18 protein-coding genes are annotated in these 19258 nt (G+C 47.6%); 16 read left to right on the forward strand and 2 right to left on the reverse strand.

From position 1 onward, the window contains the following. The 13 genes from NFR88_RS02335 to NFR88_RS02395 all read left to right on the forward strand — a co-directional run bounded on the left by NFR88_RS02335 (window position 1) and on the right by NFR88_RS02395 (window position 12994). Window positions 1-1398: a sigma-54 interaction domain-containing protein gene (locus NFR88_RS02335; RefSeq protein WP_251613280.1), complete on the forward strand. Its 1398-nt coding sequence runs from the start codon at window positions 1-3 to the stop codon at window positions 1396-1398. A 164-nt stretch (window positions 1399-1562) separates the two neighbouring features. Further along, a complete protein-coding gene (locus tag NFR88_RS02340) occupies window positions 1563-2507 on the forward strand; it encodes a dimethylarginine dimethylaminohydrolase family protein (RefSeq protein WP_251613282.1) in 945 nt (314 codons plus the stop codon). Between the two features lie 31 nt (window positions 2508-2538). Next, window positions 2539-3498, forward strand: coding sequence for a dimethylarginine dimethylaminohydrolase family protein (locus NFR88_RS02345; protein WP_251613284.1), 960 nt, complete (start codon window positions 2539-2541; stop codon window positions 3496-3498). Between the two features lie 5 nt (window positions 3499-3503). After that, window positions 3504-5132 carry an amidohydrolase gene (locus NFR88_RS02350; RefSeq protein ID WP_161873544.1) on the forward strand — a complete coding sequence of 543 codons (1629 nt, stop codon included), beginning with the start codon at window positions 3504-3506 and terminating at the stop codon, window positions 5130-5132. Window positions 5133-5134: 2 nt separating this feature from the next. Then, window positions 5135-5953, forward strand: coding sequence for a polysaccharide deacetylase family protein (locus NFR88_RS02355; protein ID WP_251613286.1), 819 nt, complete (start codon window positions 5135-5137; stop codon window positions 5951-5953). A gap of 601 nt (window positions 5954-6554) precedes the next feature. Continuing rightward, on the forward strand, window positions 6555-6989 hold the full coding sequence (locus NFR88_RS02360) for an EamA family transporter (protein WP_161909070.1): 435 nt from the start codon (window positions 6555-6557) through the stop codon (window positions 6987-6989). A gap of 118 nt (window positions 6990-7107) precedes the next feature. Then, window positions 7108-7800 (forward strand): P-loop NTPase family protein, encoded by a 693-nt coding sequence (locus NFR88_RS02365; protein WP_251613288.1) that lies wholly within the window; start codon window positions 7108-7110, stop codon window positions 7798-7800. A gap of 277 nt (window positions 7801-8077) precedes the next feature. Then, entirely contained in the window at window positions 8078-8293 is a 216-nt protein-coding gene (locus tag NFR88_RS02370; protein ID WP_160201736.1) for a 4Fe-4S dicluster domain-containing protein, read from the forward strand. Window positions 8294-8298: 5 nt separating this feature from the next. Then, window positions 8299-9381: a 3-methyl-2-oxobutanoate dehydrogenase subunit VorB gene (vorB, locus tag NFR88_RS02375; protein WP_160201737.1), complete on the forward strand. Its 1083-nt coding sequence runs from the start codon at window positions 8299-8301 to the stop codon at window positions 9379-9381. After that, window positions 9381-10130, forward strand: a complete 750-nt coding sequence (locus NFR88_RS02380) for a thiamine pyrophosphate-dependent enzyme (protein WP_160201738.1) — start codon at window positions 9381-9383, stop codon at window positions 10128-10130. Before vorB ends, NFR88_RS02380 begins: the two co-directional genes overlap by 1 nt. 3 nt (window positions 10131-10133) lie before the next feature. Continuing rightward, complete coding sequence (locus tag NFR88_RS02385; RefSeq protein WP_160201739.1) at window positions 10134-10682, forward strand: 2-oxoacid:acceptor oxidoreductase family protein; 549 nt, start codon at window positions 10134-10136, stop codon at window positions 10680-10682. Window positions 10683-11027: 345 nt separating this feature from the next. Continuing rightward, window positions 11028-12194: a CCA tRNA nucleotidyltransferase gene (locus NFR88_RS02390; RefSeq protein WP_251613290.1), complete on the forward strand. Its 1167-nt coding sequence runs from the start codon at window positions 11028-11030 to the stop codon at window positions 12192-12194. Beyond that, window positions 12191-12994, forward strand: coding sequence for an EFR1 family ferrodoxin (locus NFR88_RS02395; protein WP_251613293.1), 804 nt, complete (start codon window positions 12191-12193; stop codon window positions 12992-12994). Before NFR88_RS02390 ends, NFR88_RS02395 begins: the two co-directional genes overlap by 4 nt. A gap of 242 nt (window positions 12995-13236) precedes the next feature. Here NFR88_RS02395 and NFR88_RS02400 read toward each other — a convergent pair whose 3' ends face one another. Then, complete coding sequence (locus NFR88_RS02400; protein WP_251613296.1) at window positions 13237-14856, reverse strand: PucR family transcriptional regulator; 1620 nt, start codon at window positions 14854-14856, stop codon at window positions 13237-13239. Between the two features lie 256 nt (window positions 14857-15112). On the opposite strand from NFR88_RS02400, the gene NFR88_RS02405 reads away from it, so the two are divergent. The 3 genes from NFR88_RS02405 to NFR88_RS02415 are packed head-to-tail and all read left to right on the forward strand — an operon-like array spanning window position 15113 to window position 18499. Beyond that, window positions 15113-16402 (forward strand): cytosine permease, encoded by a 1290-nt coding sequence (locus NFR88_RS02405; RefSeq protein ID WP_161909064.1) that lies wholly within the window; start codon window positions 15113-15115, stop codon window positions 16400-16402. A 3-nt stretch (window positions 16403-16405) separates the two neighbouring features. Beyond that, the gene (locus NFR88_RS02410; RefSeq protein ID WP_251613298.1) at window positions 16406-17347 is read left to right on the forward strand and encodes an aminopeptidase; all 942 of its coding nucleotides are present in this window, start codon (window positions 16406-16408) and stop codon (window positions 17345-17347) included. Between the two features lie 27 nt (window positions 17348-17374). Beyond that, the gene (locus tag NFR88_RS02415) at window positions 17375-18499 is read left to right on the forward strand and encodes a DUF917 domain-containing protein (protein ID WP_251613300.1); all 1125 of its coding nucleotides are present in this window, start codon (window positions 17375-17377) and stop codon (window positions 18497-18499) included. Window positions 18500-18560: 61 nt separating this feature from the next. Here the strand turns inward: NFR88_RS02415 and NFR88_RS02420 are convergent, their stop codons facing one another. Next, a complete protein-coding gene (locus NFR88_RS02420; RefSeq protein ID WP_160201746.1) occupies window positions 18561-19241 on the reverse strand; it encodes a TIGR00266 family protein in 681 nt (226 codons plus the stop codon). Between the last annotated feature and the right edge of the window lie 17 nt (window positions 19242-19258).

The raw sequence follows: 19258 nt of genomic DNA on the forward strand, positions 1-19258 counted from the left end.
ATGAAAAAATTGCGGGAATATGCGCAGGAAATATTGGATGTATACAACTATTTCAACGGCATCATCATCTTTGATCGGAGCGCGACAGCCGTGTATTACTATAACAATCGTCCTGACATCAATCAGCTGTGCGAAAAAGATGTGATCGGAAAAACGCTGCCGCAGATTTATCCCGAATTGGACTTGGAAAACAGTACGATTATGCGGGCGCTGCAAACGGGAAAACCGACGTCCAACATTTATCAGAAAATCAAAGACTTTAAGGGACAGGAAGTTCAGGAGGTCAATACAACGCTGCCTATTTTTGATGGAAACGAAATCATTGGCGCGGTGGAAGCCTCCCAGTATATCATCGGTGAAAATGAATACCGCAATATTTATATTACGCCGATTAACAGTGAAATTGAGCGCGCTTGTTTCACAGTAGACGATATCATTTCCGAAAGTTCCGATATGGAAGCGGTCAAGAACAAAATCCGAAAAGTTTCCAAAACCGATTCTTCCATTTTGCTGTATGGAAAAACGGGTTCCGGCAAAGGGATGGCAGCAGAAGCCATTCACGCGGGCAGCGCGCGCAGCAAACATCGTTTTGTCACGCAAAACTGCGCCGCCATCCCATCCACCCTGATGGAGAGTATTTTATTCGGCACGATAAAGGGCAGTTTTACCGGTGCGGAAGACCGCAGAGGGCTCTTTGAAACGGCTGACGGCGGTACCCTTTTTCTGGACGAAATCAACAATATGGATTTGAATCTGCAGGCAAAGATTCTGAAGGCCATTGAGGAGCAGAAAATCACAAGAGTGGGCGATTACGAGCCGCGTCCCGTCAATGTGCGGGTCATTGCGGCGGCAAATATCAATCCGCTGCAGCTGGTCAGAAATGGAATCCTGCGCGAAGACCTTTATTACAGGCTTCGTGTAGTGCAGATTGACATGCCCGATTTGAAGGCGCGTAAAGAAGATATCATGCTGCTGACCGAACACTTTATCAGAGAGAATAATCGAAGAATGGACCGGCATATTTTAGGGGTGGATGACAGCGTAAAGGATTTTTTCCTGCGTTATGACTGGCCCGGCAATGTCCGAGAGCTTGCCAATACCATCGAAGGCGCTTTTAACTTCGCAAAAGATACGCTGCTTCATCTGGAAGATATCCCATGGATTTCGGAGCTGGAAACGGAAGAAGAGGAAACATTTCCGCCTTTTGCGGCTGCAGCGTGCCGCCCTTTGAAAGAGATTCTGCAAGGGTATGAACGCAGTCTGATTCTAAGGAGCATGGAGGAACACAGCACCATGCAGAACCTGTTGGCGGCGCTGCACATCAGCAGGCAGAATTTGAACCATAAAATGAAGCAGTATGGCATTGAAAATAAATTTGACAGTCTGAAAAAATTTTAACACACTGGAGATTTTGATTGCTTGCACTCTTTCTGCAGCACGAAAGAGTGCTTGTAATTTCAACGAAAAGACGATCGGAATTTCCGATGCTGATTGGCTTTTTTCTTGGCACGGGAATTGCTATATAAATTATTGATGATCATGAAAATGGAGGTGAAGGCAATATGAGCCAATTAAAACACGATATTGATGCAATACCAGGGGAAAGATGGTTTCCAAAAGAAACTGCTTTTGAAGAAGATATGAACGAATACTGGGGTGATTTCGGCGTCTGCTCCGAGGTCGATACCCTGCGGGCAGTGCTGATGCGCAGACCCGGTAAAGAGGTGGAGGAGTTCGATGCTGCCAAGGTCAGATTTTCTGATGAACCCATCGATGTGGAACTGATGAGAAAACAGCATGACGATGTGGTAAAGGTCTACACAGACTTTGGCGTCAAGGTACATTATGTGGAACACCAGAGAGAGGATAGACCGAACGCTATTTTCTGCCGTGATCTGATGTTTATGACACCGGAAGGCGCGATTTTGACAAGACCAGGCATGGCAGCCCGCAGAGGGGAAGAACGCTATATCGCCGAAGCTCTGGGCAAGCTGGGTGTGCCAATTCTGCGCACCATTGCTGGAGACGGCATGTTTGAAGGCGCTAACGGCATGTGGGTAGACAGACATACCTGCGTTTTATCCACCGGCAGCCGCTGCAACCGGAGCGGTTATGAACAGGTAAAATACGAGCTGGAACGCATGGGTGTCGACGTGTACCATATGCAGCAGCCTTACAGCAACATTCACATCGACGGACTGATGAATCCGCTGAGCCACGAAGATGTGCTGGTACATGCTTCCCAGGTGCCTTACGATATTTTAGACATGCTGAAGAAAAAGGGTTACCGCATTCTGGAAGCACCGTCTCAGACAGAGGTGAGAGAAAACTTTGCCTGCAATTTCGTAGCGCTGGAGCCGGGGCACATTCTCATGCCGGAAGGAAGCCCGAGAACCCAGGAACTGTTAGAAAACAGCGGCATCAAAGTGCAGACTGTCAATATTTCTGAAATTATGAAAGGCAAAGGTGCGCTGCACTGTATTACTGCTTATTTGAAGAGAGGCTAATTTGATATCGATTATATACAAGGAGGAAATTATGAACGAAAAACAAGGAATGAACAACACTGCAGATATTGATGCGCTTCCAGGAGAGCGCTGGTTTGCGAAAGAATCTTCTATCATTGACGATATGCCGGAGCTTTGGGGAGACTGGGGCGTCTGCTCCGAGGTCGATACCCTGCGCGCCGTGCTCATGCGCAGACCGGGAAAGGAAATTGAAAACTTTGACTGGGAAGCAGCCAGATTTAAAGCTCCTATCGATCCTGAGCGGTTCCGGCAGCAGCATGACGCGCTGGCGCAGATTTACAGAGATCACGGTGCGACTGTGCACTATATCGAAGAACAGCGGGAAGACAGACCCAATGCTTTGTTCTGCCGCGATCTAGTGTTTATGACACCGGAAGGCGCCATCGTGACAAGGCCAGCCATGGAAGCAAGACGAGGTGAAGAACGGTACGCGGCGAAGAAGTTGGCAGAACTGGGTGTGCCAATTATCAGAACGGTATGCGGCAGCGGCACTTTTGAAGGCGCCATGGGACTGTGGATCGACCGTCATACCGTCGTACTGGCATCCGGCGTGCGTACCAACCGGGAAGGCTATGAAATGGTAGAGCAGGAATTGCGCAGAATGGGCGTTACCGAAATCCTGCACATGCAGATTCCATATGGACACGCCCACATTGACGGACTGTTAAACATGGCAAGCCATGACGTTGCGATGATTCACGCATCGCAGGTGCCTTATGACGTGTGCGACGCGCTGAAGAAAAAAGGCATCAAGCTGCTGGAATGCCCTTCCAGAATTGAAGCAAAAGAGAGCTTTGCCATCAACTTTGTTGCCATAGAGCCAGGCACAATCGTAATGCCTGCAGGCAATCCGCGCTCACAGGAGCTGCTTGAAAAGAACGGCATCAATGTCATTCCTGTAGAATTTGATGAAATCATGAAAGGGTTCGGTGCAATTCACTGCTGCACTGCATTTTTGAAAAGAGGTTAAGCGACATGAAAAAAGCATTTGTAAATGGCAGAATCAGAACAATTGATACTGAAAATACCCTCGTGGAGGCGATGATTTGTGAAGATGGAATCATCTCTGCGCTGGGAACGACCGAGGAAATTACGAAAAAGGCGCAGGACTGTGAAATCGTCGATCTGGGCGGAAAAGACGTTTTACCTGGCTTTATCGACGCTCACATCCACCTTTTGAGCCATGCCATTTTTGAGAAAAAAACGGCGTCCCTGGGCGCTGCCCGCAGTGCGGATGAAATGGTTGAGATTGTAAAGCAGTATATCAAGGATAACCAGATTCCGGACGGCGAATGGGTCACCGGGTTCGGCTGGGATCAGGAAGTATTTCCGGGCGGAGAATTCCCAACAGTCAACGATCTGGACCGCATCTCTGATACCCACCCGATTATGCTGGACAGACGCTGCGGCACCATTTGCGCTGCCAACTCCATGGCTATGAAAATCGCTGGCATTGACAAGAACACACCTGACCCTCAGGGCGGTGAACTGGTACGGTTTGCCGACGGCTCCCCGACTGGCGTCATGCTGGAAAGCGCCATGAGCCTGATCGGTGATCACGTGCCAAAACTGACAGATAAACTGCAGATGAAAGAACTGCTGGAATTTTCTTTCCGCGAAATGGTGAAAAACGGCGTAACCGTCTGCCATACGGAAGACTTCTATTCTGTCGACGATAAACGGGCGCTGTGGGAAGCTTATCTGGAACTTTGCGCAGAAGGAAAAATGCCGATTGACCTGGTTTTACAGCTGCGGATTCACAGACCGGACCAGCTGCAGGAATTCTTTGATTATGGATTCCACTCCTGGCAGCGGTTTGGAAAAATCAAAATCGGACCGATTAAGTTCCTGGGCGACGGCTCACTGGGCGCATGGTCTGCAGGACTGAACGAGCCTTACAGTGATAAGCCGGACAGCTGCGGCTGCCTGTATTGGGATAAGGAAGAACTTTCCGCCATCGCGAAAGAAATCGTGGATCACGATTTTGATCTGACGATTCATGCCATCGGAGACGCTGCAGTAGAGACTTTCCTGGACGGATGCATTTCTGTAAAAGATACCATCAAAGAAAAACAGCTGCGTCCTTCTATTATCCACAGTCAGATTATGAACGAGCGCATTTTCGAGAAGTACAAGGAAGTCGACGCGATCGGCTTGATTCAGCCGATGTATATTCATTCCGACTGGAGCATCGCAGATTCTCGTGTCGGCGAACGTATGAAGACCAGCTACTGCTTCGGCAGCATGCTGAAACAGGGCATCCGTCTGGCGGCTGGCTCCGATCTTCCGATTGAATCGGTCAATCCGCTGGAGGGCATTCAGGTCAACGTGACCAGAAAAGATCTGTCCGGACAGCCGGAAGGCGGATGGTATCCGGAAGAGAAAATGAGCAGACTGGACGCAGTCAAACTGCATACCATTTATGGCGCTTATGTTTCTAAAGATGAAGATTCTCTCGGCTCTCTGGAAGTCGGCAAGCGGGCAAACTTTGTCGTGCTGTCAGACGATGTATTCAGCGTGCCGGAGGATACGATTAAAAATATTCAGGTGATGAAAACCTATATTGACGGCGCGCTTGCCTTCGATATGGAAGAGGAGGAATAAAAATGAGAAAGAATTGGCCGGAAGGCGTAAAAATGGGCGTAGCCCTGACTTTTGACCTGGATGCGGAAACTTTCTGGTTTTCCCGTACCATGGACAGCTTAAACAACCCGAATCTGATGGCGGAGGGTGCATATGGTCCGAAGGTCGGCGTACCTAGAATTTTAGACATGCTGGACAGACAGCGGCTGAAAGCGACTTTCTTTATTCCGGGCTGGGTCATCGAGCAGCATACCGAAACCTGCCAGGAAATTGTAAGACGCGGACACGAAATTGGCTATCACGGCTATCTTCACGAAACGACTTACTTCCCTGAACAAGACAAAGAACTGGTCGCAAAATCAAAAAAAATCATGAAAGAACTGCTGGGCGTTGAGCCGCTAGGCTACAGAGCGCCGGAAGCAATTTTGACCGAAGAAACCATTCGGAATGTCATGGCAAGCGGCTTTGAATATTCCTCAAACACCATGGCATGTGACTGGCCTTATTTCCATGAAAGTGAAGATGGTCAGAAATTAATCGAGCTGCCGTTCTCCTGGCTGTATGATGATACTTCCCACTTCTTCTTCACACTGCAGCAGCCGGAAAGAAGAAGAATCTGCTCTCCGCAGTATGTAAAAGATATTTGGCAGAGCGAATTTGACGGTCTCTATGAAGAAGGCGGTCTGATGACCCTGGTGCTGCATCCGCAGTGCATCGGCAGAATCAGCCGTATTAACATGCTGGAAGATTTAATCTGCTACATGAAGACAAAGCCGGGCGTTGCAATCGGACCGGCGCTGGAAATCAGCAGATTGGCACGTAAAGGTTTGGAACAAGCATAATCAAGACAATCCAATGTAGATGTACACTCCTTTGGTACAGCAGCGCGCCCGGTGGGAATCCACCGGGCGCGCTGCTTGTCTGCACTTTAGCGGGTTGAGCAGGGTCTGCGAGGCAGCGCCTGCTCGATCAGACTAGGCGCTGCCTGCGGTAAACACATGAAAAGAGCATTCACCCATCGACGCTGACTAAATTTTGGATTTTGCTGAATTTTGTCAGCAAATCGTGAAGAATTAGGTTTCATATTCTTAAAATCCTGACAAAGCAGACAAAATCAAAAGAATTTGTCAGTTTTGTCAGCGTTTTTAGCTAAAATGCTGACAGATTTGACAAAAAACTAAAAAAATGTCAGTTTTGTCAGCGACATAGAAATTTAAAACTTTTTCGTGTGTTCACCTTGGCACATTGCTGTATTCCCATTGACTTTTTCTGCAGGCGCATGTACACTATACCTATAAAACTGAAAGAAAAACGCAGATGATGTACCGCCGGGTAGATGATTTTAGCGTCCTAATCCATTCCGTTAGGCCTTAGAAGGAATGGTGCGGGGCGCTTTTGTTTTCTTGTCAGGAGGTATTTTGCGGCGTTGAAGGAGGAAAGCGTATGAGTATTTTTACATTTTGGTGGCCTATAGCACTGCTTCTGGTGGCGCACACCTTTTATCAGGTCAGCGCAAAATCTGTGCCGGAGGCAATGGATCCTTTCGCAGCGGTATTTTTTAACTATGTGGTGGCTGCGGCTGCAGCCTTTGTCCTGTGGATGGTCATGGGGCAGGACAAAAACCTGGCGGTGCAGTTTGGGAAGATGAACTGGGCACCGGTTGTCATGGGATTTACCATTACGGCGGTGGAAGTAGCATCGGTCTTTATGTATAAGCTGGGCTGGAATATCAGCGTGGGAACGACCATTGTAAATATTGCTCTTGCCGTAGTCCTTGCGGTGATTGGAATACTTTTTTATAGAGAGGTTTTGACGGTACAGCAGATGGTGGGAATTGGTCTTTGCATTGCCGGTGTCATCGTAATAGCGAGGAGCTGAAAATTCGCAAAAATGCACCAAACAAAAAGTCATAATCTCTGAAAATTAATTTGACATTTCCGTCACAATTCGTTAAAATATAAGTGTAAAGTGAGAATGCAAAATGGGAGAGTTTTCGATGAAAAGCGTTTTAGCAGAAATGATTAAGACTAAGAAGAACTTCGTATTTGTAGGCGAAGCGGGCAGCGGTAAGAGCGAAATTGCAATTAACTTTGCCTTCCAGCTTGCAGAGCTTTCTGATAAGAAGGTGCACTTCTTTGATATGGACCAGACGAAGCCGCTGTTTCGTTCCAGAGATATCAGACATCAGATTGAGGATGCAGGCATCGTCTTCCATTATGAGGAACAGTTTTTTGACGCACCGACCCTGCCGGGCGGCGTGAGAAACTATATGGCGGACGAGGATAGTATCGTAATTATGGACGTAGGCGGCGACCATGTCGGAGCAAGACTCATCGGTGCATTTTCACCGTTTCTCAACCGAGAAAATACGCAGAACTTCTTCGTCATTAACGCATATCGTCCGTGGTCGAAGGATTTAATCAGTATTGACGGTACCATGGCCCGCGTATTGGGCATGGCTCGCATCGATTTAGCAAATGTCTCAATTTTGAGTAATCCCAATGTGGGAATTACTACTACAGCGGAGGAAGCGCTTGATGGCAATGAGAAAGTCAAAGCATTAATTGGAGAATATTTGAATGTCGACTACATGTGCGCTCTTGCGCACCTTTGTCCTGAGATTTCAGGAAAGACAAATACCCCGCTTCTTCCGGTGAATTTGTATCTGACCTATGAGTGGGTCGATTAGAAATGTCAACTACCCTGGCTTTGCCTGGGGTTATTGAATAACGGTTTGAGAGCCTTTGCTTTTCGCTGGCTCAGTACACCATGTTACGACTAGAGCCAGCCCAAAACAAGTTTTGGGGCTCTAAAGCATAAGGTCTGCCAGACTGCTCACTGAGTTCGCAGGGCAGGACCATTATACGACGCATTCTAAACCGGCTAAAGACCGGAGAATGCCAGCATAAGGTCTGCCAAACTGCTCACTGAGTTCGCAGGGCAGGACCATTAAGGAGGTAATCAAAATGGCAAAAGGAAAAGTGGAAATTAGAGCAGAGAGCTGCAAGAGCTGCGGTTATTGCGTTAAATTCTGCCCTAAGAAAGTGCTCGCTATTGGCGACAAAGTAAATTCTAAAGGCTACCAGTATGTTGTTGCAGCAAATCCGGACGACTGCATCGGCTGTGCCGCTTGCGGAGTTGTCTGTCCAGACGCAGCAATCGAAGTTTATAGGGAGGTTTAGAAAAAATGGCAAGAGTATTTATGAAGGGCTGTGAAGCAATCGCAGAAGCAGCTACCAGAGCTGGCTGTAGATTCTTTGCCGGCTACCCAATCACACCACAGAACGAGATTCCGGAATACTTTGCAAGAAGAATGCCGGAAGTTGAAAACGGCGTATTCGTACAGGGTGAAAGTGAAGTCGCTTCTGTCAATATGCTGTATGGCGCAGTACAGACAGGAACAAGATCCATGAGTTCTTCTTCCAGTACTGGTATCAGTTTATATAGTGAAGGTATTTCCTATTGCGCTGCTGCGCGTCTTCCAATCGTATATGTAAACGTGCAGAGAGGCGGTCCTGGTATCGGTGCAATTCAGCCGGCACAGCAGGACTACATGCAGGCAACCAAGGCTTCCGGCAACGGTGGTTTTGAAATGATCGTACTGTCTCCTTCCACTGTACAGGAAGCAGTAGATATGACCTATGAAGCATTTGACCTGGCAGAAAGAGACATGAACCCGGTTCTGATTCTGACAGACGGTGTAATGGGTACTATGATGGAGCCTGTTGAACTTCCTCCGATGAAGAGCGATGAAGAGGTTGCTGCACTGAAAGCAGCTCGCAAGGCTGTTTCCGCAGTTGGACACAAACCGGAAGAACAGGTTAGAATCCTTCCTGGCGGCGTAGGCGGCGGTTTTGAGCCAGTAAACATTGAAGCTGCAAAACTTTATGAATCTTGGAAAGAAAATGACGTTAGAGTAGAAGAAATCATGGTTGATGACGCAGAAATCATTTTGACCGCTTATGGTATCTCCGCTCGTATCGCTAGAATTGCAGTAAAAGAACTGAGAGCAGAAGGCATTAAGGCTGGACTCATCAGACCGATTGCAATTCATCCGTTCCCATATAAGTCCTTTGAAAATCTGGACTTCAACAGAGTTAAGGGTATCTTAGACATCGAAATGTCCATCCCTGCACAGATGAGATGGGACGTAGACCACGCAGTTCATGGCAGATGTCCAATCAAAGAATGTCTCAGATCCGGCGGTGAGCTGATGACAAAAGAAAGAGTTATGGCTGCAGCACATGAACTGGTAAAGGAGGTATTATAATGGAAAAAGTATATAAGAGAACCATTGGTATCAAACCTGAAACCGTATCCGGATTCTGTCCGGGCTGCATGCACGGAACCATTCACAAACTGATTGGTGAAGTTGTTGAAGAATTAGGCATGCTGGACAAATTAGTTCGCTGCGAAGGTGTTGGCTGCTGTGGACTGGGTCAGTTATACGTATCCCACGACCTGAACATTTCTGCACACGGCAGAGCTTGCGCAGTTGCAACAGGTCTGAAGAGATCCAATCCGGATTCTCTGGTTTATACATATCAGGGCGATGGAGACCTTGCTTCCATCGGTCTTGGCGAAACAGTTTCCGCTGCCAACAGAGGTGAAAACTTTACCGTTATCTTTGTAAATAACGGTATCTACGGTATGACTGGCGGTCAGATGGCACCGACTACACTGATCGGCATGAAGGCTACTACTGCACCGAAGGGCAGGAATCCGGAAGAACACGGATATCCAATCCATATGTGCGAAGTTTTGAGCCAGCTGACAGCTCCTGCTTATCTGGAAAGAACCAGCTGCAACACACCTGCTAACGTTCGTAAGACAAAAGCGGCTATCAAGAAAGCATTCCAGAACCAGATTGACGGAAAAGGCTTCTCCATGGTTGAAATTGTCACTACATGTCCAACAAACTGGGGCATGAGCGAAGCAAAAGCACTGGATTTCTTAGAAGAAAAAATGCTGAAAGAATTCCCGCTGGGTGTATTCAGAGATAAATCAAAGGAGGAATAGAACATGGAAAGAAATTTACTTGTTGCCGGATTTGGCGGACAGGGTGTCATGATGCTAGGAACTCTTTTGGCTCAGGCAACTTGCGAATCAACTGATAAACACGTAACATATTTCCCATCCTACGGCGCAGAAATGCGTGGAGGTACAGCTAACTGCTACGTTGTAATCTCCGATGACGAAATCGGTGCGCCTGTTATGGAAGCAATGGAAGATATGATTGTCATGAACGATCCTTCCCTGCATAGATTCCTTGACAAGCTGAAACCAGGCGGAAACCTGCTGATTAACAGCTCCATCGTAATCTCTCCAATCGAGAGAGACGACATCAAGGTCATCAAAGTTCCTGTAACTGAAATGGCTCTGGAAATGGGAAATCCGAAAGTTTTGAACATCATCATGCTGGGCGCTTACATCGGCGCAACAGAAGTTGTTCCAAAAGAAGTTATCATCGAAACTATCAAGAACAAACTGGGTAAGAAAAAACCAGAGTTCCTGCCGATGAACTTAGAAGCTTTCGAAAAAGGATTTGCGATTGGCGCAGCTGCAAAATAAAATATGTATTTTAAAACCACCTGCAGGCAGGAAACCGTTTGCAGGTGGTTTTTGCGTGGTGGAGTACTTGGCGTTTGACGGATGACTGCCGCCATGTATACAGAAAAACGTTTAAAATATGGCGATTTTCAGAGGGTGAACGCCATAGATACAAAAAAGCTTTAGATTATGGCGCATCGGCTTCTCTGCAGCAGGAACTACCGCATTAGACTTGGATATTTTTCAGTGCAATATCACTTATATTGCAAAGAGGAAATTCGTTTTTAAAAGGAGAATATACATTGACAAAAGCCTATTGCAGCGGTAGTGTATAAATAAACACTATATGCGGCAGGAGGTTATTTGGTGGAGAAAAGGGAAGAACAGTTGAACAGCAATATACCAATTTATGTGCGGGAAGTTTTGCGTCTATTGAATGAGGCAGGTCACGAAGCTTTTATCGTGGGTGGTTGCGTGCGCGATATACTCATGGGGCGCCAGCCTTCCGACTGGGATGTATGTACATCGGCACTTCCCTCAGAGACGACAGTTTGCTTTGGAGCGGCGAACACTGTACAGACCGGTGTAAAGCATGGGACGGTTACGGTCTTGACAGAAGAAAAGCCAGTAGAAATAACTACCTATCGCATTGACGGAGACTATCGGGATGGGCGTCATCCGGAGGCGGTGGTATTTACACCGAGTTTGGCAGAAGATTTAAAACGGCGGGATTTTACTATGAACGCTATCGCTTATCATCCGCAGCGAAAGCTGGTAGATCTTTACGGCAGCATGAAGGATATCCAGTGTCAGCTGATCCGCTGTGTGGGTGAACCGCAGAAACGATTTGAAGAGGATGCGTTGCGGATTTTGCGCGCCCTTCGCTTTCGGGCGGTGCTTGGTTTTAAGCTGGAAATGGAAACGGCAAAGGCGGTTCGTGCCTGTGCGCCGCTTCTAACGCAGATTTCAAAGGAACGAATCAACGCGGAACTTTCCAAGCTGGTGCTGGGAAAAGAGGCTGACAGTGTGATTGATGGATATGCGGAGGTGCTGCAGATTTGCTGCCCTAAACTAGTCCCGGCATCTGTAAAGAACCTTCCGCCGGCGCTTTCCGTTCGCCTTGCGGTACTGTTTCCTGCGGATACAAAAAAAGCCCTGCGGGAACTGAAATACGATCATCGCACGGTGGAGCAGGCATCGGATATCGCGAAGCTTTGCGCGGAGAAAAAAGCGCCGTCTGGGGAGAGAAGTGCAATTCTACGGCTTTTACGACAGTACGGAGAAGAAACGAGTTTTCTGTATTACAGCATCTTTGGAAGGGAAGCAGAGGTGAAGGACGCAATCGCAGACGGCGCATGCTGGAGTTTGCAGCAGCTTGCCGTCAGCGGCGGAGATTTAATTAAGCTGGGCGCAGTGCCCGGACCCGCCATCGGCAGCATACTAGATGAAATGCTGGAACTGGTAATAGAAGGAAAACTGGAAAATTCCAGCGGTAGTTTGCTGGATTATGCCAAGAAAAGGATTGTTCTATGATAAGAAATGTTTGGGCAGTATACTTCAGCCCGACGGGCAGCACGAGGGGGCTGACTGTTCGCATAGCAAAAGCCGCAGCAGAAGCACTGGGCGCTGCTGCGGTGCAGGAATTTGATATCACAAAGCCGGAAAATCGGCAGAGCAGGGCGGAATTCGGAGCGAGAGATTTTGTCATATTCGGCATGCCCACTTATGCGGGCAGATTGCCCAACAAAATCATGCCCTATATCAGAGATTCGGTGAAAAGTGCAGGCGCTTCCTGCGTACCTGTAGTAACTTTCGGTGGTCGTAGTTTTGATGACAGTCTGGCTGAACTTTCGGATTTGCTGGAAGAGACAGGCTTTAAACTGGCGGGCGGCGGGGCATTTGTGTGCCGTCACGCCTTTGCAAAGGTGGCGGAGGGAAGACCGGCAAGAGCAGACTTTGAAAAAGCGGCAGAGTTGGGAGAAGGTGCGATGAAGAACTTGCAGACAGGTCATACCCTCAGTGCAGAAGTATTTCCGGGAAATCATCCGGCAGGACCTTATTATGTGCCGAAGGGACTCGAGGGCACGCCGGCAGTTTTCCTGAAAGCCAAGCCAGTGACCGATTCGGGTAAATGCACCGGCTGCGGTCTTTGTGCGGAGCACTGCCCCATGGGGAGCATTGGAACGGATGGCATTTGTATTAAATGTCAGGCATGTATCGCTGTTTGCCCGCAAAGCGCAAAATACTTTACCGATGGGGCATTCCTCAGTCACAAAGCCATGCTGGAGCGGGATTTTGCCGACAACAGGGTGGAAAGTCAGATTTGGATATAATGTGGTTTTCGAAATCTGCGAAAAAGTTTGCTTTTTTACAAACAAAATCGCCATTTTGAAAACCGTGCAATCCCTTGTAATTGCTGGAACTTGTTTCGGAAAATCATTACAATTGTTCGATTTTCAACGTTTTCAAAGTCGGTAAAAAGGGTTTCTTTTTACAAACAAAATTGCGATTTTGAAAACCATCTCTTAAAAAACTGAAAACTGGCAGAAAGATACATTGAGCTTCACGAATAAACCTACACCTCAAACAGCTCCGGATGGAGTCTGTAGCAGGCGATGGCCTGATACATGAGGTTGTTGGACAGAAAATCGTCGGTCTTGAAATTGGTAATTGCGTGAATTTTTGCTAGCCGGTATTGAATGGTATTTCTGTGGACGAAAAGCTGGCTGGCGGTAGCCTTGACTTCACAGCTGGCGTCCAGATAATAAACGCTGAGGGTTTCTAGCAGTGCGTCACTGTCAGCGTCCTCCAGCAGCGGCTTTAGAATGTTGCGGCAGATGCGGAAAGAATCATTCTTTTCGCGGCAGATGGTTTCGCATTGGTGGGCGAAGAGAATGTCACCGTAGGAGAATAATTTCCGGTCTGGGAAGATGGAAATGGCGAGAGGAATGGTTTCGCTGTACAGCAGATAGGTTTTGCGGGTTTCCTCTGCTTTGTTGTCACACGGGAAGAAGGAGATAGTATAGTTTGTGCAGAGCGTATCCAGCCGTTCTGTCATCTCCTGGAGATATTCCCTGTCCGTGTTGTCGGTGGAGGAGTACATAATGAAGCTGACGATGAGGGATTCATAGGTATCTACGATGACAGTTTTGCCCCAGCCTTCAGAGCAGGATTTAATCTGCTGCACCATTTCTCTCTGCAGGCGAAGTTTGCCCTGGGGCTCCAGACCGATGAGGGAAGGGCGCAAAAATACTGAAGTATTGATGGTGCGAATATCGATAGAAAGTTTTGTGGAAATCTGGCGCATTTTTTCCGAGTCGCCGTCCAGAATGGATGAAATCAATGAGTTTTCCAGAATGTTGTCTGCGTCCAGGTTCCAAAGCTTGGAGAAAATTTCCAGTAGTTCGACGACGTCGTACATGTCGTCCATAGTGAGAGAGCCGAATTCGTCGATGGCGTAAATCGAGAAGTTACGGTATTCAAAGACAGTGAAAGGCAGGCGAAAAATGCGCAGCACCCGTCCCTGCCAAAGACTTTCTGCGCCGTGGGAATCTGAACATCCAGTTTTTTCGTAAAGCTGGTGTATGTCAGAGGCTGTGATGTCGTTGGAAGCGGGATATTTGGACAGACAGACGTTGTTCATGACCGTATCAGAAAGAAGCACTGTGCACTTGAGCGAATCGCTGATAAGACGCAGCAGATTCGTCAGATTTTTGCGGTCCTCCGGCAGTCTCGAAAATAGGGCTACCACGTTATTAATCAGGTCTTTTTCTTTATTTTTTGCATGGAAAATCGCTTTATAAACATCATAAAGAACCTCCCGATAGAAGCAGTCTATCCGACCTTCGGGCATGATAATTAGGGGAAATCCAAGGCGGTCAGCAGTTTCAATGAGAGAAGGATGAATCTCTTTCAGGTAAATTCCTACGTAGTAAATCACTACGGCGGCGTCACCCAGACTGTGCATTTGCTCAATATGCTTGCACTGCAGCTCATAGTTATCTGCGATAGCGCGGAAAGAGGTCAGCGTCATGTCGCTGTCGTTGACCGGGGCTTCCAGCGAAAAGAGTTCGGCATCGTAAATTTCCAGTACAGAAACATTGTTGACGATATTGGAAAGCCCTTTATGACCTGCGATGACTTTGGCGCTGCGCAGAGAAGGGAGTTTCAGACAGTCGGAAACAGTAAGGCTCATTAGATTTCCTCCATATTAATTGTAATGTCTATATTCTATTCCAAGGGAAAGGGAAACGCAAGAAATAATTGTAAATATAAATAAATAATCGTGAAATTTTTCCGTATATTCGCTGAGAAATTATTTCATGATTGTTTACGTGCATAAAAATATAAAGACTTTTTCCGCAATTATGCCAATGACAGGGGATATCCCCTGCTGCTATACTTACTACAACGCAATAATACTTTTGTTTATCCTGAAAGGAGGAAACGATATGGCTGAAGCAAAGAAAAGTCATGTTGAAACCATCACGCTGGAACCGGTTCCGGACAGTGAGAAAAAAAGCTGGCCTTCCATTGCCTTTATCTGGGCAGGAAATGTCATTTGTGTACCTGCGCTGATGGTAGGCGCTATGGTATCGGCTGGGCTGAATTTTAAAGATTCCATTTTGGCGATGTTTATCGGCTACGGAATCGTCGTAGTGCTGATGATGTTAATTGCAGCGCAGTCTGCACAGACGGGAAGACCGACTGTAATGGCAGTATCAAGAGCGCTGGGAGACAGAGGATCTCAGTATACCTTGTCTCTGATTATCGCCATTTCTATGATTGGATGGTACGGCTATCAGACTATTGTCTGTGCGTCTTCATTCTGCTCACTCATGCAGTCCAGTTTTGGTATCGCATTTCCTGAGTGGCTGGCATGCGTGCTTTGGGGCACTCTAATGCTGGTGACTGCTTTCTACGGCATTGGTCTGACAAAGATTCTCAACGTTGTTAGCGTACCACTTTTGTTCGTATTTTTGATTTATGGTGTGTCCATTGCCCTGGGTGATGGCGGAGCTGCTGTTCTGTCAGCGTATCAGCCGGAAGGTGGCGGCGGCATGATGGTCGGCATTACCATTTCTGTTGGTGGATTCATCTCTGGTGCGGCAACCTGCGGTGACTATAACCGTTACAGCAAAGACGGAAAAAGCGCTGCGCTGTCCTGTCTATTTGGCGTCATCCCTGCAGGCGTTGGTGCGCTGGCATGCGGTGCAATTCTTTCCATTTGTTCCGGCGATTCAGATATTACAGTAATGTTTGCCAATGTAGGTCTTCCGGCGGCAGGCATGCTGGTTCTGATTCTGGCAACATGGACAACCAACGTAGGAAACGCTTATTCAGCAGGTATCGCAGTCGTAGATATTTTTAAAATGAGAGATGACAGAAGAGCCATCGTGACAGCAATCTGCGGTATCATCGGGATTCTGCTTTCTCTGGGCGGTATCGTTTACTATTTCGTAGACTTCCTGTCCATTCTCAGCTATCTCATTACTCCAATCTGCGCCGTTCTGATTGCAGATTACTGGGTTATGGGTCGCGGCAAGGCTGAAGGCTGGGAGCCGTTCCCGGGTGTCAACTGGCTTGGCATTATCGCATGGATCTGCGGCGCGCTGACTACATACTTCGATAAATTCTTCATTCCAGAGCTAATCGGTATTGCAGTAACAATCGTAGTTTACTGGATTCTCTGCACTGTAGTGAAGAATCCGAAATACAATCCATTTGTTAAGGAGGCGTAAACTATGAATACTTATGAAGCAGCAAAAATTTCTATTGCATCCTGTATGGGCGTAAAAGCGGGAGAAAAATTTCTGATTCTTACCGATATCGAGCAGCTGGATCTTGCGAAGGAATTTGTAAAAGCAGGAAATGATTTGGGAATTGAAACGATTATGGCAGTGGGACCTGTCCATCAAGGCGGAGAAATGCCGCAGCTTTGTAAAGCGGCCCTCGACGAGGCGCAGGTGTGCATGATGATTACCACCGGCTCTTACACCCATACAAAAGGCAGAGCCGAAGCTACAGAAAGAGGCTGCAGAATTGCTTCCATGCCGGGCATCACCGAAGACATCGTAAAAATGACTTTGGGCGCTGATTACGATGAGGTAGAGCGCATCGGAAACATTCTGGCAGAAAAGCTGACAAGGGCTGAAAAAATACATATTATCACTGAGGCAGGTACAGATTTGACCCTATACTGCGGCGGCAGAGAAGGCATTGCGGATACCGGAAAACTGACAGAGTCCGGCGCATTTGGCAATCTTCCGGCAGGCGAAGCCATGGTCGCGCCTATTGAAACAAAAGGCAACGGTGTGCTGGTGGTTGACGGCGTTATCGCAGATTTTAAGGTGATGGAAGAACCGTTGACCCTGACCTTTGCAGACGGCAGAATTGTGAAGACAGAAGGCGCTGACGCAGAGATGTTTGAGGAATTTGTCGGTCAGTTTGAAGACACTGCAAAGAATGTATGCGAATTCGGTATCGGCACCAATCCAACCTGTGAAATTATGGGCAATGGCCTGGTCGACGAAAAAGTGTTCGGCACCATTCATATTGCCTGCGGCAACAACTTGTTCATGGGCGGACAGCAGGACTGCGATATGCACTACGACATGATTATCAATGCACCGACTGTCTGGATTGATGACGAATGCGTGATGGAAAAGGGAAAACACGTTTATTAAAGAGAAAATAGATTTGAGAGGTAAAAAATGGCAAGAGAATTAAGACGTGAGGAACTGACAAGTATTGTTTACGGCTCCAGCTTTTATGGCGGTGGCGGTGGCGGCAGCGCTGAAGAGGGATTGGCGCTGATTGAAGCTATGTATGCGGAAGACCCTGATGCATTTATCAAAATGATTGATATTGTAGAGATGGAGGACGATCCAAATGTTGTTTCCACGATGATTGCAGCGCTGGGCTCTCCGGTAGCAACCAAGGGCAGAACTTTCCAGGACGAATCTGTCAACGCTGTAAAGGGGATGAGCGAAGAAGCAAGATTTTTGGGCAAAGAATTGAAATATGTGTATTCCGGCGAAATGGGCGGCGGAAACACCATGCTTCCACTTTACGCAGCTTGGAAATGCGGACTTCCGATTATCGATACGGATGGAAACGGTCGTGCCGTTCCGGAGCTGAATACAGGACTTCTGCCGGTACACGGCGTGCCGACCAGTCCGGTTATTTTAGCCAGTGAAGCTGGTGACACCATCGTTGCGAGGACAGAAGATCCGATGGATGGCGCAGCCTGTGAAAAAATCGCAAGATACATGTGTCAGGCATTCGACCAGGGCATCGGCTTTGCTGCATGGATGATGAACAAAGACCAGCACAAGGATGCTTCCGCACTGGGCCAGATGACCCTGGTAATTGAAGTGGGCGATATTCTGATGAAAACGCCTGCTGCAGAGGCTGTGGAAAAACTGCAAAGCTACTTTGGCGAGAAAAAAATTCCGTTTAGTCCAATCTTGTCTGCAGGAACCATTGTGGATATTCAGATTGACTCAGCAGGCGGTTTTGATACAGGTGTGACGACGGTTCGCGCAGATAACGGCGAGGAATTTAAGGTTGTATTCCAGAACGAGAACCTCTACGTGGAAGCTGGCGAAAAGACGCTGGTTACCATTCCGAGCATCATTTCCACTTTAGATTTGAGCGACGAAAAACACGCAGTTCCTGTATCCAACAGTGAAACCTACGTGGGGCAGAGAATTGCACTGACCGCAGTGAAAGCAGACGATCGCTGGTACGACATGCCGGAATGCTACGAATGCTGGAACGAAGTCATGGTCAGCGCCGATTACAGAAATGCAAAACCGGAAGTGAAGTTCTGGTAAATAGAGTATAATAAAAAGGGCGGAAGCGAATTCCGTCCTTTTTATTGTAATATGCGATTGATTAATTGCTGGTTACAATAAACGGATTGATAGCGCCTGCGACTACGTTAATTGGCATGGTCTGCAGGATGATTTTTCCTGGTCCTTTTACCAACGTGTTGAAAATGCCTTCGCCGCCGAAGAGCATGTTCTTTACGCCCGGAACGGAGACAACCTCAATGGAGCAGGTGGAATCCATAGCAGCCAGATATCCTGTGTCTACGACCATGGACTGACCGGCCTGCAGATTGTATTCTACTGCGTAGCCGTCGATTTCAATAAAGGCAGTACCGTGACCTGAGAGCCTCTGCATGATAAAGCCTTCGCCGCCAAAGAAGCCAGCGCCTGCCTTTTTCTGGAAAAATATGGACAGTTCTATAGTGGATTCGCTGGCGAGGAAAGCCTTTTTCTGTACAACCAGGTCATTGCCCGGGGTGATTTCTACAGCTTTGATGGAACCTGGGAAACTGGACGCAAAGGCAATCTGTCCAGGACCTCCCTGTGCAGTGTATCGATTCTGGAAAAGGGTTTCGCCGGAAAACATTCTGCCGAGGGCTTTTCCGATACCGCCGTTGCTGGTAGTTTCCATCTTCATGTTCTGGGTCATCCAGCTCATGGCGCCGCTTTCTGTGATTAAGGTTTCGCCTGCTTCCACGTCGCAGATGACAGCAGGAAGCGGTTCACCGACAATATTATATTTCATTGCTTCAATCTCCTTTC

It is taken from the genome of Senimuribacter intestinalis, assembly GCF_943192965.1.
Classification (GTDB): domain Bacteria; phylum Bacillota; class Clostridia; order Peptostreptococcales; family Anaerovoracaceae; genus Senimuribacter; species Senimuribacter intestinalis.